The organism is Meiothermus sp., from assembly GCF_037443965.1.
In the GTDB taxonomy this organism is placed as follows: domain Bacteria; phylum Deinococcota; class Deinococci; order Deinococcales; family Thermaceae; genus Meiothermus.
Window position 1 is genome coordinate 285,869 of the sequence record NZ_JBBINI010000001.1, and the last position, 15,501, is coordinate 301,369.

General features: G+C 61.1%; 15 protein-coding genes. 10 read left to right on the forward strand and 5 right to left on the reverse strand.

Annotated features, from left to right (window positions below; genetic code table 11):
• Window positions 1-71 precede the first annotated feature (71 nt).
• Window positions 72-1,301, forward strand: coding sequence for a beta-ketoacyl-ACP synthase II (gene fabF / locus WKI89_RS01430; protein ID WP_337867434.1), 1,230 nt, complete (start codon window positions 72-74; stop codon window positions 1,299-1,301).
• A 138-nt stretch (window positions 1,302-1,439) separates the two neighbouring features.
• Here the strand turns inward: fabF and WKI89_RS01435 are convergent, their stop codons facing one another.
• Entirely contained in the window at window positions 1,440-1,958 is a 519-nt protein-coding gene (locus WKI89_RS01435) for a hypothetical protein (RefSeq protein ID WP_337867435.1), read from the reverse strand.
• A gap of 138 nt (window positions 1,959-2,096) precedes the next feature.
• On the opposite strand from WKI89_RS01435, the gene WKI89_RS01440 reads away from it, so the two are divergent.
• Window positions 2,097-3,284, forward strand: coding sequence for a cysteine desulfurase-like protein (locus tag WKI89_RS01440; protein ID WP_337867436.1), 1,188 nt, complete (start codon window positions 2,097-2,099; stop codon window positions 3,282-3,284).
• A 145-nt stretch (window positions 3,285-3,429) separates the two neighbouring features.
• On the opposite strand, the gene WKI89_RS01445 is transcribed toward WKI89_RS01440, so the two are convergent.
• Window positions 3,430-3,738: a hypothetical protein gene (locus tag WKI89_RS01445; protein ID WP_337867437.1), complete on the reverse strand. Its 309-nt coding sequence runs from the start codon at window positions 3,736-3,738 to the stop codon at window positions 3,430-3,432.
• A 208-nt stretch (window positions 3,739-3,946) separates the two neighbouring features.
• Here WKI89_RS01445 and WKI89_RS01450 point away from each other — a divergent pair, with 208 nt between their 5' ends.
• The 8 genes from WKI89_RS01450 (at window position 3,947) to mnhG (ending at window position 12,340) form a co-directional block, all read left to right on the forward strand.
• Window positions 3,947-5,098 (forward strand): deoxyguanosinetriphosphate triphosphohydrolase, encoded by a 1,152-nt coding sequence (locus tag WKI89_RS01450; protein WP_337867438.1) that lies wholly within the window; start codon window positions 3,947-3,949, stop codon window positions 5,096-5,098.
• Window positions 5,099-5,209: 111 nt separating this feature from the next.
• Complete coding sequence (locus WKI89_RS01455) at window positions 5,210-6,427, forward strand: PLP-dependent aminotransferase family protein (protein WP_337867439.1); 1,218 nt, start codon at window positions 5,210-5,212, stop codon at window positions 6,425-6,427.
• A 131-nt stretch (window positions 6,428-6,558) separates the two neighbouring features.
• Window positions 6,559-9,303, forward strand: a complete 2,745-nt coding sequence (locus WKI89_RS01460) for a putative monovalent cation/H+ antiporter subunit A (protein ID WP_337867440.1) — start codon at window positions 6,559-6,561, stop codon at window positions 9,301-9,303.
• Window positions 9,303-9,719 carry an NADH-quinone oxidoreductase subunit K gene (locus WKI89_RS01465; RefSeq protein WP_337867441.1) on the forward strand — a complete coding sequence of 139 codons (417 nt, stop codon included), beginning with the start codon at window positions 9,303-9,305 and terminating at the stop codon, window positions 9,717-9,719. The genes WKI89_RS01460 and WKI89_RS01465 overlap by 1 nt, the downstream gene beginning before the upstream one ends.
• Window positions 9,716-11,209: a Na+/H+ antiporter subunit D gene (locus WKI89_RS01470; RefSeq protein ID WP_337867442.1), complete on the forward strand. Its 1,494-nt coding sequence runs from the start codon at window positions 9,716-9,718 to the stop codon at window positions 11,207-11,209. The genes WKI89_RS01465 and WKI89_RS01470 overlap by 4 nt, the downstream gene beginning before the upstream one ends.
• Window positions 11,206-11,685: a Na+/H+ antiporter subunit E gene (locus tag WKI89_RS01475; RefSeq protein WP_337867443.1), complete on the forward strand. Its 480-nt coding sequence runs from the start codon at window positions 11,206-11,208 to the stop codon at window positions 11,683-11,685. Before WKI89_RS01470 ends, WKI89_RS01475 begins: the two co-directional genes overlap by 4 nt.
• The gene (locus WKI89_RS01480; protein ID WP_337867444.1) at window positions 11,682-11,948 is read left to right on the forward strand and encodes a monovalent cation/H+ antiporter complex subunit F; all 267 of its coding nucleotides are present in this window, start codon (window positions 11,682-11,684) and stop codon (window positions 11,946-11,948) included. Before WKI89_RS01475 ends, WKI89_RS01480 begins: the two co-directional genes overlap by 4 nt.
• 2 nt (window positions 11,949-11,950) lie before the next feature.
• On the forward strand, window positions 11,951-12,340 hold the full coding sequence (gene mnhG, locus WKI89_RS01485; protein ID WP_337867445.1) for a monovalent cation/H(+) antiporter subunit G: 390 nt from the start codon (window positions 11,951-11,953) through the stop codon (window positions 12,338-12,340).
• On the opposite strand, the gene WKI89_RS01490 is transcribed toward mnhG, so the two are convergent.
• From WKI89_RS01490 to WKI89_RS01500, 3 genes are all read right to left on the reverse strand, one after another.
• Window positions 12,329-13,066 (reverse strand): alpha/beta hydrolase-fold protein, encoded by a 738-nt coding sequence (locus tag WKI89_RS01490; protein WP_337867446.1) that lies wholly within the window; start codon window positions 13,064-13,066, stop codon window positions 12,329-12,331. The genes mnhG and WKI89_RS01490 overlap by 12 nt on opposite strands.
• Before the next feature lie 170 nt (window positions 13,067-13,236).
• Complete coding sequence (locus WKI89_RS01495) at window positions 13,237-14,397, reverse strand: ATP-grasp domain-containing protein (protein WP_337867447.1); 1,161 nt, start codon at window positions 14,395-14,397, stop codon at window positions 13,237-13,239.
• 67 nt (window positions 14,398-14,464) lie between these two features.
• A complete protein-coding gene (locus tag WKI89_RS01500; RefSeq protein WP_337867448.1) occupies window positions 14,465-15,448 on the reverse strand; it encodes an RluA family pseudouridine synthase in 984 nt (327 codons plus the stop codon).
• Window positions 15,449-15,501: the final 53 nt, after the last annotated feature.

Genomic DNA, 15,501 nt, shown 5'->3' on the forward strand with positions numbered 1-15,501 from the left:
ACGCAGACTGCAAGCTGGCCATGCTCGGCCTGGGCTTATAGCAATTCCGGCCGTGGTCTATAATGGCCCTCATGCGTCGCGTCGTTGTTACCGGAATTGGCCCGGTGGCCCCCAATGGCATCGGAGCCGAAGCCTTCCACAAAGCCCAGCTCGAGGGCAGGTCGGGCATCCGCCGGATCACCCAGTTCGATGCCTCGAGCTATCCCGTGCAGATTGCAGGCGAGGTGGACGTCAACCCCGAGGCGTACATAGATAAGCGCGAGCTGCGCCGCCTGGATCGCTTCACCCAACTGGCCCTGATCGCCGGGCACCTGGCCTTGCAGGATTCGGGGCTGGAGGTCGAGAAAGAAGACCCCACCCGCATCGGTACCCTGATTGGAACCGGCATTGGGGGCATGATCACCTGGCAGGAGCAGAGCAAGGTGCTCTTCGAGAAGGGCGGCACCCGCCTCTCCCCTTTCTTCATCCCCATGATGATTGCCAACATGGCTTCGGGCCAACTGGCCATGAAATATGGCTTCATGGGGCCCTCCTCCACGGTGGTGACGGCTTGTGCGACGGGTTCAGATGCCATCGGCAACGCTTTCCGGGTGATTCAACTGGGCGAGGCCGATGTGATGCTCACCGGCGGTACCGAGGCGGTGGTTACAGAGATGGCCATTGGCAGCTTTGGGGTGATGCGGGCCCTCTCGACCCGCAACCATGAGCCCGCGAAGGCCAGCCGCCCGTTCACCAAGAGCCGCGACGGCTTTGTGCTCTCGGAAGGGGCCGCGGTGCTGGTGCTGGAAGAGTACGAGCGGGCCAAAACCAGGGGTGCGCGAATCTATGCCGAGTTGGTGGGTTTTGGCCGCAGTGCCGACGCCCACCACATCACCGAGCCCCACCCCGAGGGCAAGGGTGCGGCCCTGGCCATGCAGGCGGCCCTCAGGGATGCCAAGGTGAGCTCCGAGCAGGTCGGCTATATCAACGCCCACGGCACCTCCACGCCGGTCGGGGACAAAGCCGAGACCCTGGCCATCAAAAAGGTCTTTGGCGAACACGCCTACAAGCTCTCGGTCTCGTCCACCAAGAGCATGATTGGGCATCTGCTGGGCGCAGCAGGGGCTATCGAAGCGATAGCCAGCATCCAGGCCCTGGTTTCCGGGGTACTACCCCCCACCATTAACCTCGACGACCCCGACCCGGAACTCGACCTCGACTATGTGCCCAACACCCCCAAAGAAAAGCAGGTGGAGTATGCCCTCTCAAACTCCTTCGCTTTTGGCGGCATGAACGCCACTTTGCTGTTCAAGCGGGCCTGAACCAGCGGACGTAAAACAATTCAACCATCGTCTCGAGGTCACACGAACCACTTCAGGCCCTCCGCTGCCCAGAAGTTCTCGCAGCGACGATTTAGCGTTCACTAACGCACGGGCCAGTGCGCGGCGCTGAGCAGAGTACTACCGCTGTTCTGTACCGGCCTTGATGGTCATGGCGCCGGTGTTGACGTTGACTGCGTGGCAGCTTGTGCAGTTATTTCCGGATCGTTCCGCAAAGGTAAAGCGGTTGGAAACGAAATCGGGGTTCCGGCTCAGGTGGAGCAGGTGAATGACTGAGGTAATGGGCCGCCCCTGGCTTTTGTGGCAGGCGATGCACTGGGTTGGAATCGGCACGGCTCCGGTTGTAATAATCTGGGTTACATCCGGATGCCGCCCCAGCAGAGCAGTAGCCCTCGGGAAAACGGCTTGTGCGACGTTAATGGCCTCCTTGGGACTACCCTGGGTTGCCCAGAGCCGCAAGGTGGTGGACAATCTAAGGTCTCGGTTGGCAGTCTGTCGGTGACAATCCACACACCCATTGGGTTTGTCGTCGGCGGTGGTAATGCCCGGCCAAGCAGGCACACCTGTTTGTTGCGCACCCACCACCAGGAAACCCGCGAGCCCAAATAGCGCAGTTATAACAAGTACCCTTGACAACATAGGCTTTACCTCCTGTTATTGGTAGCACTTTGATATTTCTACCTATTCACTCCATTGACCAGATTCAAATGTCCCTTTGACGGCCATGGAAAAGCTGATGCAAAGGTCAAATACCAGCAATACCCGTTAGAATCAAGCATGTCGCTTCGAACCCAGTTTCCTGCTCTAGCCGGTGGATTTAGCTTTCTCGACAATGCCGCTGGCGCCCAGGTTCCCAGGCAGTGCATCGAGGGCATTGCGCAGTTTCTGGCCAGCTCGAGCTGCAACGTGGGCATGCCCTACCCCGGCTCACAAGCCGCTACGCAGGTGCGCGAGCGCACGCGCGAAGAAACCGCGGCCTTTTTCAACTGCAAACCCAGCGAGGTAGCGATTGGGCCGAGTGCCACCGCCCTTACCTTTATCCTATCGAGGGCCTTTGCCCGGCTATGGGGCGAGGGCGACGAGGTGGTGATTTCCGAGCTCGAGCACGAGGCCAACGCCTCGCCCTGGCGCAACTTGGAAGAAGTCGGGGTGCGGGTCAAGGTCTGGAAAGCCCGTTGGGACGAAGGGGGCCGGCTCGAGCCCGCCGACCTCCGGGCCTTGGTCACGCCCAGAACCCGGCTGGTGGCGGTGACCTCGGCGGCCAACTCGCTGGGCACCACCCCCGATGTGGCCGCTGCCGCCGAAATTGCCCACGCGGTAGGGGCCTGGTGCATTACCGACATGGTGCATTACAGCCCCCACCACCTGCCCGACGTAGAGGCCAGCGGGGTAGACATGGCCTTTTTCTCAGCCTACAAGGTGTTTGGCCCCCACCTGGCCTTCCTGTACGTGCGCGAGGCGCTTATCGCGCAGCTCCCCACCGACAAGCTGTGGTTCATCCCGGACGACAGCCTGCTCAAGTTTGAGCCGGGCACCAACAACCACGAGTGCATGGCCGGCTGGCTGGGCACCCTGGACTACCTGAGAAGCGAGCTGGGGGGCGGCCAGCCGGGGCGCGCGGGCTTGCAGGCGGCCTACCGGCAGATCGAGGCCATCGAACAACCGCTGGTCGCCGAAGCCCTCGAGCGACTCCAGCACATTCCCGGCCTCGAGCTTTACGGGCTACCCACGCCCCAGGGCCGGGTGGGCACTTTTTGCTTCAACCTGCAGGGCCAGCCACCCATGGCCGTGGCCGAACGCCTAGCCAGGCTGGGCGTGGGGGTAGCGTCCGGGCACTACTACGCCACCATGCCCATGCAGGCCCTGGGCCTGTGGCCCCGAGGGGCCATCCGGGCCTCCATCGCCCACTACACCACCCCCACCGACCTGGACAAGCTCATAACGGGCTTGCAGGGCCAGGACTGATACAGTTTCCGCTTGAATCCTTCACCGTTGGACGTAGTCAGAGGTGAAGGATTCAAGCCGACCGAAGGGAGTAGAAAAGCATTTCGGTAGTGTCGTTTAGGCTTGACAAATTGAACGATACTACCGAAATGCGTATGAACCGGCGCTAGGGACACAGCGTCCAGACGGTGTCTTTGTTGAGCATCAGCGAGCGGCTAAAGCGCAGAAATCCGGGCTGGCCGGGCTGGGTGCCCTCGGCCCGTAGCTCATAGCGGCCTTCGCGCAGGCTGGGAAAGAGCCTCGAGCCCCGCACGGTTCCGATAAACTCTCCGTTGATGTAAAAAAACACGGTCTGGTTGGGGCCGGTGCACTGGTTCTGCACAATCAAATCGAAGCGCCGCACCTCGGTAACGCTGGGCGCACAGGCCGAGAGGGCCAGCAGGGTGATAAGGCCGCAGAATAGAACACGCATCATCCAGACCGTGATACCTCGAGCGAAGGCAAAATGTATGAGGGTCTGCTTTGGCCCGTTGAACGAGAATCTTTGCAAATACAAGTGCCCTGCCACTGATTTTCCTTCGCCATGCGGCTCCGGCAAGAAGCGTGCGAAAACACGGTTCAGGGGGCGAAGCTTCTCGTAGAGCCGGTTTGTCAGGGGCACGGGGCCAGCGTAAACTGGGCGCATGTTGTTCGAACGCAGCCGCCTCGAGGCCCTCGAGGCCCAGAACCTTGCCCCTTACGCCGTTAAGTCGGGCCAGAGCCGGGGCCGCGAATACCCCGAGCCCGAGTCGCGCTACCGCACCCCCTTCCAGAAAGACCGCGACCGCGTCAACCACACCACCGCCTTCCGGCGCTTGCAGTACAAAACCCAGGTGTTTGTGAACTTCGAGGGGGACTACTACCGCACCCGCCTGACCCACACCCTCGAGGTGGCCCAGGTGGCCCGCTCCATCGCCCGGGCCCTGGGGCTGAACCCCGAGCTCACCGAGACCATCGCCTTTGCCCACGACCTCGGGCATCCGCCCTTTGGGCACTCGGGCGAGGCGGTGCTGGACGGCCTGATGCAGGGGCACGGCGGCTTCGACCACAACCAGCAGTCCATGCGCATCGTGACCTACCTCGAGCAGCGCTACCCCGGCTTTCGCGGCCTTAACCTGTGCTGGGAGACCCGCGAGGGCATCGTCAAGCACGAGACCCGCTACGACCTGCCCGACGCCGAGGGCTACGAGCCCCACCTGCGCCCCAGCCTCGAGGCCCAGATCGTCAACCTGGCCGACGAGATCGCCTACAACGCCCACGACCTCGACGACGGCCTGCGCTCGGAGCTCCTGGTGGCCGGCCAGCTCTGGGAGGTCGAGCTTTTGCGGGACTTGCTGGGAGAGCTGGGTATGCACCCCGACCGCTTCGACGAGATGAGCCGCCGGGTTTTTATCCGCGAGCTTTTGGGCCTGATCATCACCGACACCATCACCGCCACCCATGCGCTGCTCGAGCAGCACCGGATAGATAGCCTCGAGGCCGTCCGGCAGCACCCAGCCCCCCTGGCGGTTTATTCCGAGACCCTCACCCGGCAACTGGACGAGCTGCGCGACTTCCTGTACGCCAACCTCTACCACCACTACTACGTGGTGCGGCAGGTGGGCAAGTCGCGCTTTGTGCTGGAAAAGCTCTTTGAGGCCTACACCCAGGACCCCCGCATCCTGCCCCCCCAGGTGCAAAAAGCCGCCGAGACCGAGGGCATCCACCGTGCCGCCTGTGACTACATCGCCGGTATGACCGACCGCTTTGCCCTCGACGAGTACGCCCGGCTGTTTGAACCGGAGTTTCACCGCTGACCGGGCAGTTGATGGACCGTGGCCCAAGTGCGCTGTGGATCTTGGGCTTTTTCTGACGCCTTTGCAACACGAACTATACAAAACGTCATATATGCGGGGTAGACTGGAAGGGTGGAAAACCTAGAAACCAACTTTGAACCCCGTTTCGCGGCCCGCACACGGCGCATCCAGGCCTCAACCATCCGCGAAATCCTCAAGCTCACCACCCAGCCGGGTTACATCAGCTTTGCGGGGGGGCTGCCGGCAGCCGATCTCTTCCCCATAGAGCGCATCGGCGAGGCCACCCAACGCATCCTGCGTGAGCAGGGGGTTCAGGCCTTGCAGTACAGCACCACCGAGGGCCACCTGCCCCTGCGGGAGTGGATTGCCAGCCGCGTACCCGGTGCCACCCCCGAGAATGTGCAGATAGTCTCGGGCTCCCAGCAGGGTCTCGATCTCATTGGCAAGGTGCTGATCGACCCCGGCTCGAGGGTGCTGGTAGAGGCCCCCACCTACCTGGGGGCGCTGAGCGCTTTCAACCCCTACGAGCCCCAGTATGTTTCGGTGGATATGGACGAAGAGGGGCTGGAGCTGGGGGCGCTCGAGGCCGCCCTCAAAGCCCATCCCGTAAAGTTTATGTACGTGCTGCCCACCTTCCAGAACCCCTCGGGCCGGCTGATGGGTCTGGAGCGGCGCAAGGCCATCGTCGAGCTGGCCCGCAAATACCGGACCCCCATCCTGGAAGACGACGCCTACGCCGAGCTGTACTTTGATGGGAAGCCCCTGCCCACCCTCTACGCCCTCGACCACGCGCTGGGTGGCGGCAATGTGATCTACCTTAGCACCACCTCCAAGACCCTGGCCCCTGGCCTGCGGGTGGCCTGGGTGGTGGGACCCCGGCCGCTGATTCAAAAAATCACCTTTGCCAAGCAGGGCGCCGACCTGCACACCCCCACCCTGAACCAGATGCTGGTCTACGAGCTGGTGCGGGATGGGGCCTGGTACCGAGCACAGATCGACAAAATCCGCCAGACCTACCAGGCCCGTTGCCACTGGATGTTGCTGGCCCTGCAAAAATACATGCCCGAGGACATGGGCTGGATTGTGCCGAAAGGGGGCATGTTCTTCTGGCTCACCGCCCCCGCCGGACTGGACAGCCTCGAGCTCCTCAAAAAGGCGGTGGAGGAAAAAACAGCCTTCGTGCCGGGGCAGCCCTTCTTTGCCGATGGCAGCGGCAAGAACACCCTGCGGCTTTCGTACTCGAGCGCCTCACGCGAACAGATCGAAGAAGGCATCAAGCGCTTGGGCCGGGCCATACATCGGATGCTGGGTCGGGAGCCGGTGGTATAGGGCTTGTGTTACCAAAATCGGTATAATGCGCCCTGGAAAACCAAAGCTGCCTGTAAGCAGCACTTATGGTGGAGACTGTCAAAGGTCTCTACCCTTTGTTATGTTGTGGGGGGTTTTTACCGGAGCAATCTATGGTGGTCGCTAGCATCGTCGCTTTTTTAGGAGCTCTTACGGCACCGTGGCTCTACCGCTGGCTGGGCAGCGCGGCAGGCTGGGTACTGGCCCTGTTGCCGCTGGGCCTTGCAGTCTACTTTGCCAGCCTGCTGCCGGACGTGGTGGGGGGCCAGACCCTCCGGCACAGCCTGGCCTGGGTGCCCAGCCTGGGGGTCAACTTTTCCTTCTACCTGGATGGGCTTTCGCTACTGTTCGCCCTGCTCATCACCGGCATCGGCGCCTTTATTGTGATCTACTCGGGCGGCTACCTGAAGGGCCACCCTGACCTGGGCCGGTTCTACCTGATCATTTTGCTCTTCATGGCCTCCATGCTGGGGCTGGTGCTGGCCGACAACATCGTGACCCTGTTCGTGATGTGGGAGCTGACCAGCCTCACCTCGTACCTGCTGATTGGCTTCAGCCACAGCGAGTTCAAGTCGCGCCGGGCCGCCACCCAGGCTTTACTGGTAACGGCGGGTGGAGGGCTGGCTCTGCTGACCGGGCTGATTCTCCTGGCCCTCATGGGCGGCTCGATGGAGATTTCCGAGCTGCTGGGCCAGGGCCAGCTACTGCGCGAGCATCCGCTCTATCTGCCCGCCCTCATCCTGGTGCTTCTGGGAGCCTTTACCAAGTCGGCGCAGTTTCCCTTCCACTTCTGGCTGCCCAACGCTATGGAAGCCCCCACCCCGGTCTCGGCCTACCTGCACTCGGCCACCATGGTCAAGGCTGGGGTCTACCTGCTGGCCCGGCTCCAGCCGGCCCTGGGCGGCAGCGAGGTCTGGAGCAGCGCCCTGATGGTCTTTGGGCTGGCCACCCTGCTCACCGGGGCCACCCTCACCTTCCGCCACACCGACCTCAAGCGCCTGCTGGCCTACTCCACGGTGGCCGCCCTGGGGGCGCTGGTGTTCTTAATCGGGCTGGTGCCCCTCACCGACTACTATGCGGCCATGGGCTTTGCCGCCTTTTTGCTGGCCCACTCGCTCTACAAGGGCGGGCTCTTTATGGCGGCGGGCGCGGTGGACCACGAGGCCGGCACCCGCGACATCACCCAGCTCGGGGGCCTTTTCCGGGTGATGCCCCTCACCGGGGTGGCGGTGGTGCTGGCCGCGCTTTCGCTGGCCGGGTTGCCGCCGGTGCTGGGCTTTATCGGCAAGGAAGTGCTCTATGTGGCCGCGCTGCAGGCAGCCCCGGCCTGGATGGTGGGGCTGGCGGTGCTGGGCTTTGCGGTGGGGGCCATGCTGGCGCTGCTGCTGGTGGTGCCTTTCTTCCGGGGCCAGCCGCCCCAGGAGGTACACGAGGGGCCGCCCAGCCTGTGGCTGGGGCCCTTGGTGCTGGCGGGGTTGGGGCTCTTGCTTGGCTTGTTTCCGGGGCTCTATAACCCCCTGGCCGATGCGGTGGCCAGCGCGGTAAAGGGTCAGGCTGTGGCCTACCACCTGAAGCTCTGGCCCGGCTTCAACCTGGCCTTGCTCCTGAGCCTCCTGACGGTGCTGCTGGGGGTAGGGCTCTACTTCCTCTATCCCCGCCTACAGGCCTGGATGGTTACCGACCCGGTGCCCGGCCCCGAGAATGGCTACAATGCCCTGTTGCGCGGACTGATGCGTCTTGCAGCGGGTGTCACAGGGCTGTTGCAGAGCGGCTCGCTGCGGGCCTATCTGATCTGGACTTTTGCCGGGCTGGTAGGGTTGGTGGGGCTGGCCCTGCTGCACTCGGGAACCCTGCTCTGGCCCTCGAATGCCTCGGAAGTCAACCCGGCTCAGGTAGTGCTGATGGCCATGATGCTCCTGGGGGCCATCATCGCGCTGGGTTTGCGCTCACACCTGGGAATGGTGGTAGTGGTGGGGATCGTAGGCGCAGGGGTTGCGATCTTATTCATGCTGCAAAACGCCCCCGACCTCTCAATCACCCAGTTCCTGGTCGAAACCCTGACCGCCATCCTGATTGCTCTGGTGCTGCTGCAAATCACCACGATTGGCCAAGTGCCTGCGGGCCGACCGCTCGATGCGGTGGTGGCCATGGGTTTTGGGGGTCTAATGACCCTTCTAATGCTGGGGATGTTATCACAACCGCTGGAGTTGCACCTGAGCAATTTCTTTACCGACAAGAGTCTGCCCGAGGGCTTCGGACGCAATATCGTCAATGTAATTTTGGTGGATTTTCGCGCCCTGGATACCTTCGGTGAAATTTCTGTGGTAGGACTGGCAGGGCTGGGGGTGTATGCCCTGCTCAGGTGGCGCACTCGCAACGATAAGGAAGACGATCCTCTTCGGGGTACAACCAGCTCCGTGCATCTCATAGGAGCCACCTTGAATACCCTGATTCTGCAGACCGCCTCGAGGTTCCTTTTCACCCTCCTGATTCTGCTCTCGCTGTTCTTGCTCTTGCGTGGTCACAACGAGCCAGGGGGTGGTTTCATTGGGGCTTTGGTGGCAGTCGGGGCCTATGCGCTCTATGCACTGGCCCACGGGCTAGCAGCCTCACGCAAGCTGCTACCAGTCCGCCCCCTGCGCCTGGTGGGAGTCGGCCTACTGATTGCGCTGCTCAGCGCCTTTCCGTCTCTGTCCAGCCAGCGGCCCTTCATGGCGGGTGAGTGGTTTACGGTCTTTGGAGTCAAGATTGGCACCCCGGTGATCTTCGATATAGGGGTCTATCTGACCGTGTTCGGGGCACTGCTCGCGGCCATCTTTGCGCTCGAGGAGAGCGCTCTCAACCAGGAGGCTCCCTGATGGAAATCCTGCTGGCCTTTCTGGTAGGAGGCCTTTTTGCCGTAGGGGTCTACCTGATGCTGCGTCCCCATCTGATTCAGTTTTTGATTGGGTTCCTGGTGGTGGGCAACGCCGCCAACCTGCTGATCTTTACCGCAGGCCGTTTGGGCAGCCAGTTCCCCCCCCTCATCCACAGCAATGGTGGGGTGGCCCAGCCCATCGCCAACCCCCTGCCCCAGGCCCTGATCCTGACTGCTATCGTGATTGGGTTTGCCTTGGCCGCTTTTGGCATTGTGTTGTTTTTTCGAGCCCAGCAGGTATTGGGCACCCTCAACGGTGAGGAGATGCTCGAGGCTTTTGAACCTGCTCCCATCCCCTCGCTGGTAGATGAACCCCACGACCCAACCCAACCTTCGCAGGAGCAAATCCCCTCATGAGCTGGCTCATTGTCCTCCCCCTCATTATCCCCCTTACCACGGCCCTCTTATGCCTGGTGGTTCCCTACCGTCGGGCGCAGCGCTATTTCAGTCTGGTCGGTGCCCTGGCGCTGCTGGCGGCCGCTCTAACCCTCCTGAATCAGGTTGGTCAACGCGGCATTAGCGCAGTGCAGATTAGCGACTGGCAAGCCCCTTTTGGCATCACCTTTGTAGCCGACCACCTTTCGGCCTTGATGGTGGTAGTAACGGGGATCGTGGCCCTGGCGGTAGCGCTCTATGCACTGGCTGCAAACGACACTGCGCGCGAGGCTCTGGGCTATTATGCCCTCACCAACTTCTTGCTGGTAGGGGTCAATGGGGCTTTCCTGACCGGCGACCTGTTCAACTTATATGTATGGTTTGAGGTGTTGCTGCTCTCTTCGTTTGTTCTAATGGTTCTGGGCGGCGACAAGGCCCAGCTATCGGGGGGGGTCAAGTACTTCGCGGTTTCGCTCTTGTCCTCGGTGCTGTTCCTGAGTGCGGTGGGACTCTTGTACGGAGCCACCGGGGCCCTCAACCTAGCCGACCTAGCGACGCGAGTGCAAGAGGTACCCACGGGTCTGCTAAGCGCTCTGGCCATGCTCTTTCTGGTGGCTTTCGGCCTCAAGGCAGCGGTGTTTCCCTTCTTCTTCTGGTTGCCTGCCTCCTACCCAGCACCTCCGGCGATGATTTCGGCTTTGTTTGCCGGGCTCCTGACCAAGGTGGGGGTCTACGCGCTGATCCGGGTCTTCACACTGCTCTTCACCCACGAGACGGCATTTACCCATAGCGTAATTCTGTGGATCGCCGGACTGACGCTGCTACTGGGGGTGCTTTCGGCGCTGGCCCAAGGGGAAATTCGGCGCATCCTGTCCTTCCAACTGGTGAGCCATATCGGCTACATGCTGATGGGGCTGGGCATCCTGACTCCACTGGCCCTAACTGGCTCGGTGTTTTATGCCCTAAACCACATGATCATCATTTCGGCCCTGTTCTTGATCGCGGGCCTGATCTACCGCCTGCAAGGCACTGGGGTATTGGTTTCGTTGGGCGGGCTGTACCGGAGTCATCCCTGGCTGGCAGTCTTGTTTCTGTTGCCCGCACTTTCGCTGGCTGGGATTCCCCCTTTTTCGGGCTTTTGGGCCAAGCTCACCCTGGTAACAGCAGGTTTACAGGCCGAACAGTACTGGATTGTAGCCGCAGCGCTGCTGGTGGGCCTTCTGACCCTGCTCTCGATGGGCATTGTGTTTGCTGAAGCCTTCTGGAAAAATCCCCCCCCGAAAAGTTACAGGTTCACTCCGGGGGCTACCGGCGGATGGTTTGCCCTGACCCTGCCGATCGCTGGGCTGGTGCTGCTCAGTGTAGGGATTGGCTTGTGGGCAGACCCTTTGCTGCGTTTGTCCCAGACTGCTGCCCAGGAACTGCTGGATCCCAGCCAGTATATTCAAGTTGTTCTGGGGGTGAGCCGATGAGAGCTTTTGTCCACAACGTGGTGCTAACCATCTTCTGGATGGCCGTGACCGAAGCCTTTACCCTCGGGAATTTCCTAATTGGCTTTGCCCTTTGTTTCCTGATTCTGCTGCTGGCCCGGCCCCTCTTCGACCCCCAGTCCCAACGCTACTTTATCCTAGCCTGGAAACTACCCCGCTTTGCTGGCCTGATGCTGTGGGAGATCGTGCTGTCCAGCATTCGTGTGGCTCAGGCGGTGCTCTCGCCAGACATGAAGATTAAGCCCGGTATCATTGCCTATCCGCTGCAGGCCAAGAGCGACCTCGAGATCACCTTGCTGGCCAACCTGATTACGCTCACACCAGGCACCCTGAGCCTGGACGTCTCTTCTGACCGTAAGGTGCTCTATGTGCACGGGATGTTTGTGGACGACCCGCAAAAGGTGATCGAGTCTACCCACGAAAGCCTGGAAAAAGCCGTACTGGAGGTGACCCGATGAGTTTCCTAGGGGGGGCTCTGGTCGTTCTGATGCTCACCATTCCTTTGGCAGTTTATCGGCTGGTCAAAGGCCCCAGCCTGGCAGATCGGGTGGTGGGGCTCGACCTGATTACCTCGGTCTCGGTGGCCTTGGCAGCCCTGTATGCGCTGGTCAGCGGCCAGACCGCTTTTCTGGATGTGGCCATTGCGCTGGCCTTATTTGCCTTCCTGGCTACGCTAGGGCTCGCCCGCTATATCGAGTATCGGGGACACCAAGGGGAGTAAACATGCTTGATTTAGTGGTTTATGCGCTGGTATCGGTGGGCATTTTCTTTCTGTTTATTGCTGCGATTGGCGTGGTGAGGATGCCCGACCTCTACAACCGCATGCACGCCACCTCCAAGGCAGGCACCCTGGGCGTGGGATTGATTTTGGTGGCAGTGGCGGTGTTCTATCAAGACCTTTCGATCGCAACCCGTGCGCTATCTGCCCTGGCTTTCGTCATTCTGACCGCGCCGGTAGCCGCTCACGCCCTGGGCCGCGCGGCCTATCTTTCGGGGGTCAAGCCCTGCGACACCACCTTCGTGGACGAACTGGCCGGACACTACCAGGCCAACCACAAGCTCGAGTCGGTAGAGGAAACCCTGCCTGCAAGCAACCCGGAGTCAAACCCCTAAGCGCTCGAGCTCATACGGCAGCATCTTCTGCCACCAAGGCCAGTCGTGGTCTACGTCGTGGCCCCAGTAGTCGAAGGTAGCGTACACACCCTTCTGGTGGAGCAGTTCCTGCATCTCGCGGGTGTCGCGGATACACTCTTCCTCCCAGCGCCCCTGGCCCACTGCAAACACAATCTTGTTGCGCCGGTAGGCGTTTAGCTTGTCTTCGTCGGTAAGATTGCGCAAATACCACAAGGGCGAGTTGTAGTAAGCATCCATGCCCCCTTCGTCCCCCACAAACCCCCCCACCTGATACAGTCCCGATAGTGCGATCAGGCCGTCGAAAACCTCGGGATATTTGAAGAAGAAGTTGGTCGCGTGGAAAGCACCCATACTGCAGCCCGTAACCCACATGGTTTGTAGGCCGGTGTTCTTGCGCACAAACGAGACCACTTCCTGCATGATGTAGGCATCGTAGTCGTTGTGGCGGCGGGCGCGTTCGGCAGGCGAAATGCTCTTGTTGGTCCAGCTCTGCCAATCAATGCCGTCCACGCAAAAAAACTTGACCCGCCCTGCCTCGATCATGGGAGCCAGGGCCTGGGCCATCCCGGCATGGCCTTCCCAGTCAAACCAGCGCCCGTTCTGGGCCGGAAACACGATGACCGGCTGACCGTAGTGGCCATACAGCTTGAGCTCCATCTCGTGCTGCAGAGCAGGACTGTACCATTTGTGGTATTCGGTATGCATATAAGTGCCTCCAAAGTGTGTTTGTCACCATATCAGAACTTGGCGTCCACTGGGGTTCTGCGCCCTTAAGCGTGCGGCTGTGGGGGATAAATCCCGAATTTGACGACCTAAGTGGGGCGCAGCAGAGACCTCGTCAAGGGCCATTTTGGCTTAAGGCTTGACCTTCGACCCTAGGCTCTTTCTTGAATCGCCTGGGCTGCTTTCAGCATGATGTTCAGGTCGGGGTGGCGCAGGATATAGCCGTTGTTACCAATGGCCCCTGCAAAAATGCCGCTAATGCGCTCGTGGTGAGCTATTAGGGGGCCAAACTCAGCCATGACCTGTTCGTGTGAGCGCTGGTAGTGGATGTGGTCTTTGCGGCCCACATAGGTACAGAAATAGGGGTGCTTGGCTTTCTCCCCTACCGTCCCGTGGGTGAGCACATTGACCCACTCCCTGAAGATGTCGATGTCGTTGGCATAGTTGAACATGTCAATCGAGAGGCCGCCGGGTGGGCGCATGTTCACTTCCAGCGCCACCAGGGAGCCATCTTCCAAACGGAAGAACTCGAAGTGGAAGAAGCGCTCGAGCACGCCAAAGGTTTGGGCTACCTTGCGCCCCGCCTCCCGCAAATCTTCGGGGATTTCCCGCACCATGTAGTAATAAATGTCGGTATCCTCGTTGACCACATCCATGACGCCCTTGGAGTACTCGAGGGAGCTATCAAATACCACGTTACCCTTGATGTCGGTCAGACCATCGTAGGTGACGATCATGCCAGGGATGAATTCCTCAATGATGTAGTCCACCGGGGGCTTGGTGGCAATGTAATCCATCAAGTCTGCATCGTTGTTGATTTTGTAGGTTTTGGCCGCACCCACCCCAATATCGGGCTTGGCGACCACTGGGTAGCCCACCTCTTCCACAAAATCCTGGGCTTCTACCGCTGTGCGGCAAACCTTGCCCCGCGCCACCCGCAAGCCCGCCAATTGGAAGTATTGTTTCATGACCGACTTGCGCTTGACGTGGCTCATGTCCTCGGGGCGCAAGCCAAAAATATTGAAGTCTTCGCGCAGCATGGCCTCGGTCTCGAGCCAGTACTCGCTCATGGACTCAATCCGATCCAGCTTGCCGTACTTGTGGGTGAAATAGCCCAGGGCCCGCACCAGCTCGTCGTAGTTGTGCATGTCGCCCACTTTGTAGTACTCGGTGAGGGCATTCTTTAGCTCGGGGCGGAGCTGGTCGTATTCAGCATCGGCTAAGCCCAGCACAGTATGCCCAGCCTCGCGCAGGCGCACGCAAAAAGGCCAGAAGTTGGGGGGAAAATGGGGGGAAAGAAAAACTACATTCATGCCTTACCTCCGGGCTGTCAAGTTGCTCCACAGTATTCCCAACCTGCGCCCACAAATCAAGTTTTTTCTACAAAAAGGGCTCTGCAAGATTCGTCTCAGCCACCTCGGTCATCAAGTCTTTCGGCCAGACCCCACCCAGCCGCACCCAGGCCCGCTCTATATCGGCCGGGATGGGAGCCACAAAATGCAGGTATTTCCCACTGCGGGGATGTTGCAGCCGTAGTTCGTAAGCGTGCAGGGCCTGTCGTGCAATGAGGTCTGAGCCCTTGCCGTACACCTCATCGCCCAGAATGGGGGCATGTAGATGCTTGAGGTGTACGCGAATCTGGTGGGTGCGCCCGGTGTGCAGGATGGCCGAGACCAGGGCATGCGATCCGGCCACCGCCAGTACCTCGAACTCGGTCTGGGCGTGCCGGGCGGCCACCCCCCCCACGTGCATGCGGGTGCGGTCGACCGGGTGGCGTCCAATGGGGGCCGAGAGGATACCTTCGCGCGGGATGCCCACCGTGAGGGCGAGGTAGCGCTTGTACACGTTGCGCCCGGCGAAGGCTTCGGCGAGCCGGCGGTGGGCGGCCTCGTGGCGGGCCACCACAATCACCCCGCTGGTGTCCTTGTCGAGGCGGTGCACGATGCCAGGACGCACCAGCTCGGGTCGGGGGGCTTGCAGGCGCAGCTCGCCCTCCTCCTCGGGCTCGCCCAGCGAGAGATCTAGCCCAAACCGCCCCAAAATGGCGTTCACCAGCGTTCCGGAGTACACCCCTGGGGCCGGGTGGGTGATCATACCGGCTGGTTTGTTGATCACGATCAGGTCGGGGTCTTCGTACAGGACGTGCAGCGGGATATCCTCGGCGGCCACGCTGGCCGGCTGGGGGGGTGGGGGCTCCACCTCCACGGTCTCACCCCGCAGCTTGTAGGCGGGCTTGGTCACCACCTGGCCCCCTACCCTGACCAGGCCGGCCTCGATCCATTCCTGGGCCTTGGCCCTGGAGGTATTGGCCTCAAAGGCCAGGGCCTGGTCGAGGCGAACCCCGCTGGCAGAAAAGCGCACCATCAGGGGGTATTGTACGTCACGCCAAAATGACCCGGCCCCCTTTGGTGGAGGTG

Coding starts and splice junctions, on each gene's coding strand:
- fabF (WP_337867434.1), top strand. CDS start 72: ATGCGTCGCGTCGTTGTTACCGGAATTGGCCCGGTGGCCCCCAATGGC.
- WKI89_RS01435 (WP_337867435.1), bottom strand. CDS start 1,958: ATGTTGTCAAGGGTACTTGTTATAACTGCGCTATTTGGGCTCGCGGGT.
- WKI89_RS01440 (WP_337867436.1), top strand. CDS start 2,097: ATGTCGCTTCGAACCCAGTTTCCTGCTCTAGCCGGTGGATTTAGCTTT.
- WKI89_RS01445 (WP_337867437.1), bottom strand. CDS start 3,738: ATGATGCGTGTTCTATTCTGCGGCCTTATCACCCTGCTGGCCCTCTCG.
- WKI89_RS01450 (WP_337867438.1), top strand. CDS start 3,947: ATGTTGTTCGAACGCAGCCGCCTCGAGGCCCTCGAGGCCCAGAACCTT.
- WKI89_RS01460 (WP_337867440.1), top strand. CDS start 6,559: ATGGTGGTCGCTAGCATCGTCGCTTTTTTAGGAGCTCTTACGGCACCG.
- WKI89_RS01465 (WP_337867441.1), top strand. CDS start 9,303: ATGGAAATCCTGCTGGCCTTTCTGGTAGGAGGCCTTTTTGCCGTAGGG.
- WKI89_RS01470 (WP_337867442.1), top strand. CDS start 9,716: ATGAGCTGGCTCATTGTCCTCCCCCTCATTATCCCCCTTACCACGGCC.
- WKI89_RS01475 (WP_337867443.1), top strand. CDS start 11,206: ATGAGAGCTTTTGTCCACAACGTGGTGCTAACCATCTTCTGGATGGCC.
- WKI89_RS01480 (WP_337867444.1), top strand. CDS start 11,682: ATGAGTTTCCTAGGGGGGGCTCTGGTCGTTCTGATGCTCACCATTCCT.
- mnhG (WP_337867445.1), top strand. CDS start 11,951: ATGCTTGATTTAGTGGTTTATGCGCTGGTATCGGTGGGCATTTTCTTT.
- WKI89_RS01490 (WP_337867446.1), bottom strand. CDS start 13,066: ATGCATACCGAATACCACAAATGGTACAGTCCTGCTCTGCAGCACGAG.
- WKI89_RS01495 (WP_337867447.1), bottom strand. CDS start 14,397: ATGAATGTAGTTTTTCTTTCCCCCCATTTTCCCCCCAACTTCTGGCCT.
- WKI89_RS01500 (WP_337867448.1), bottom strand. CDS start 15,448: ATGGTGCGCTTTTCTGCCAGCGGGGTTCGCCTCGACCAGGCCCTGGCC.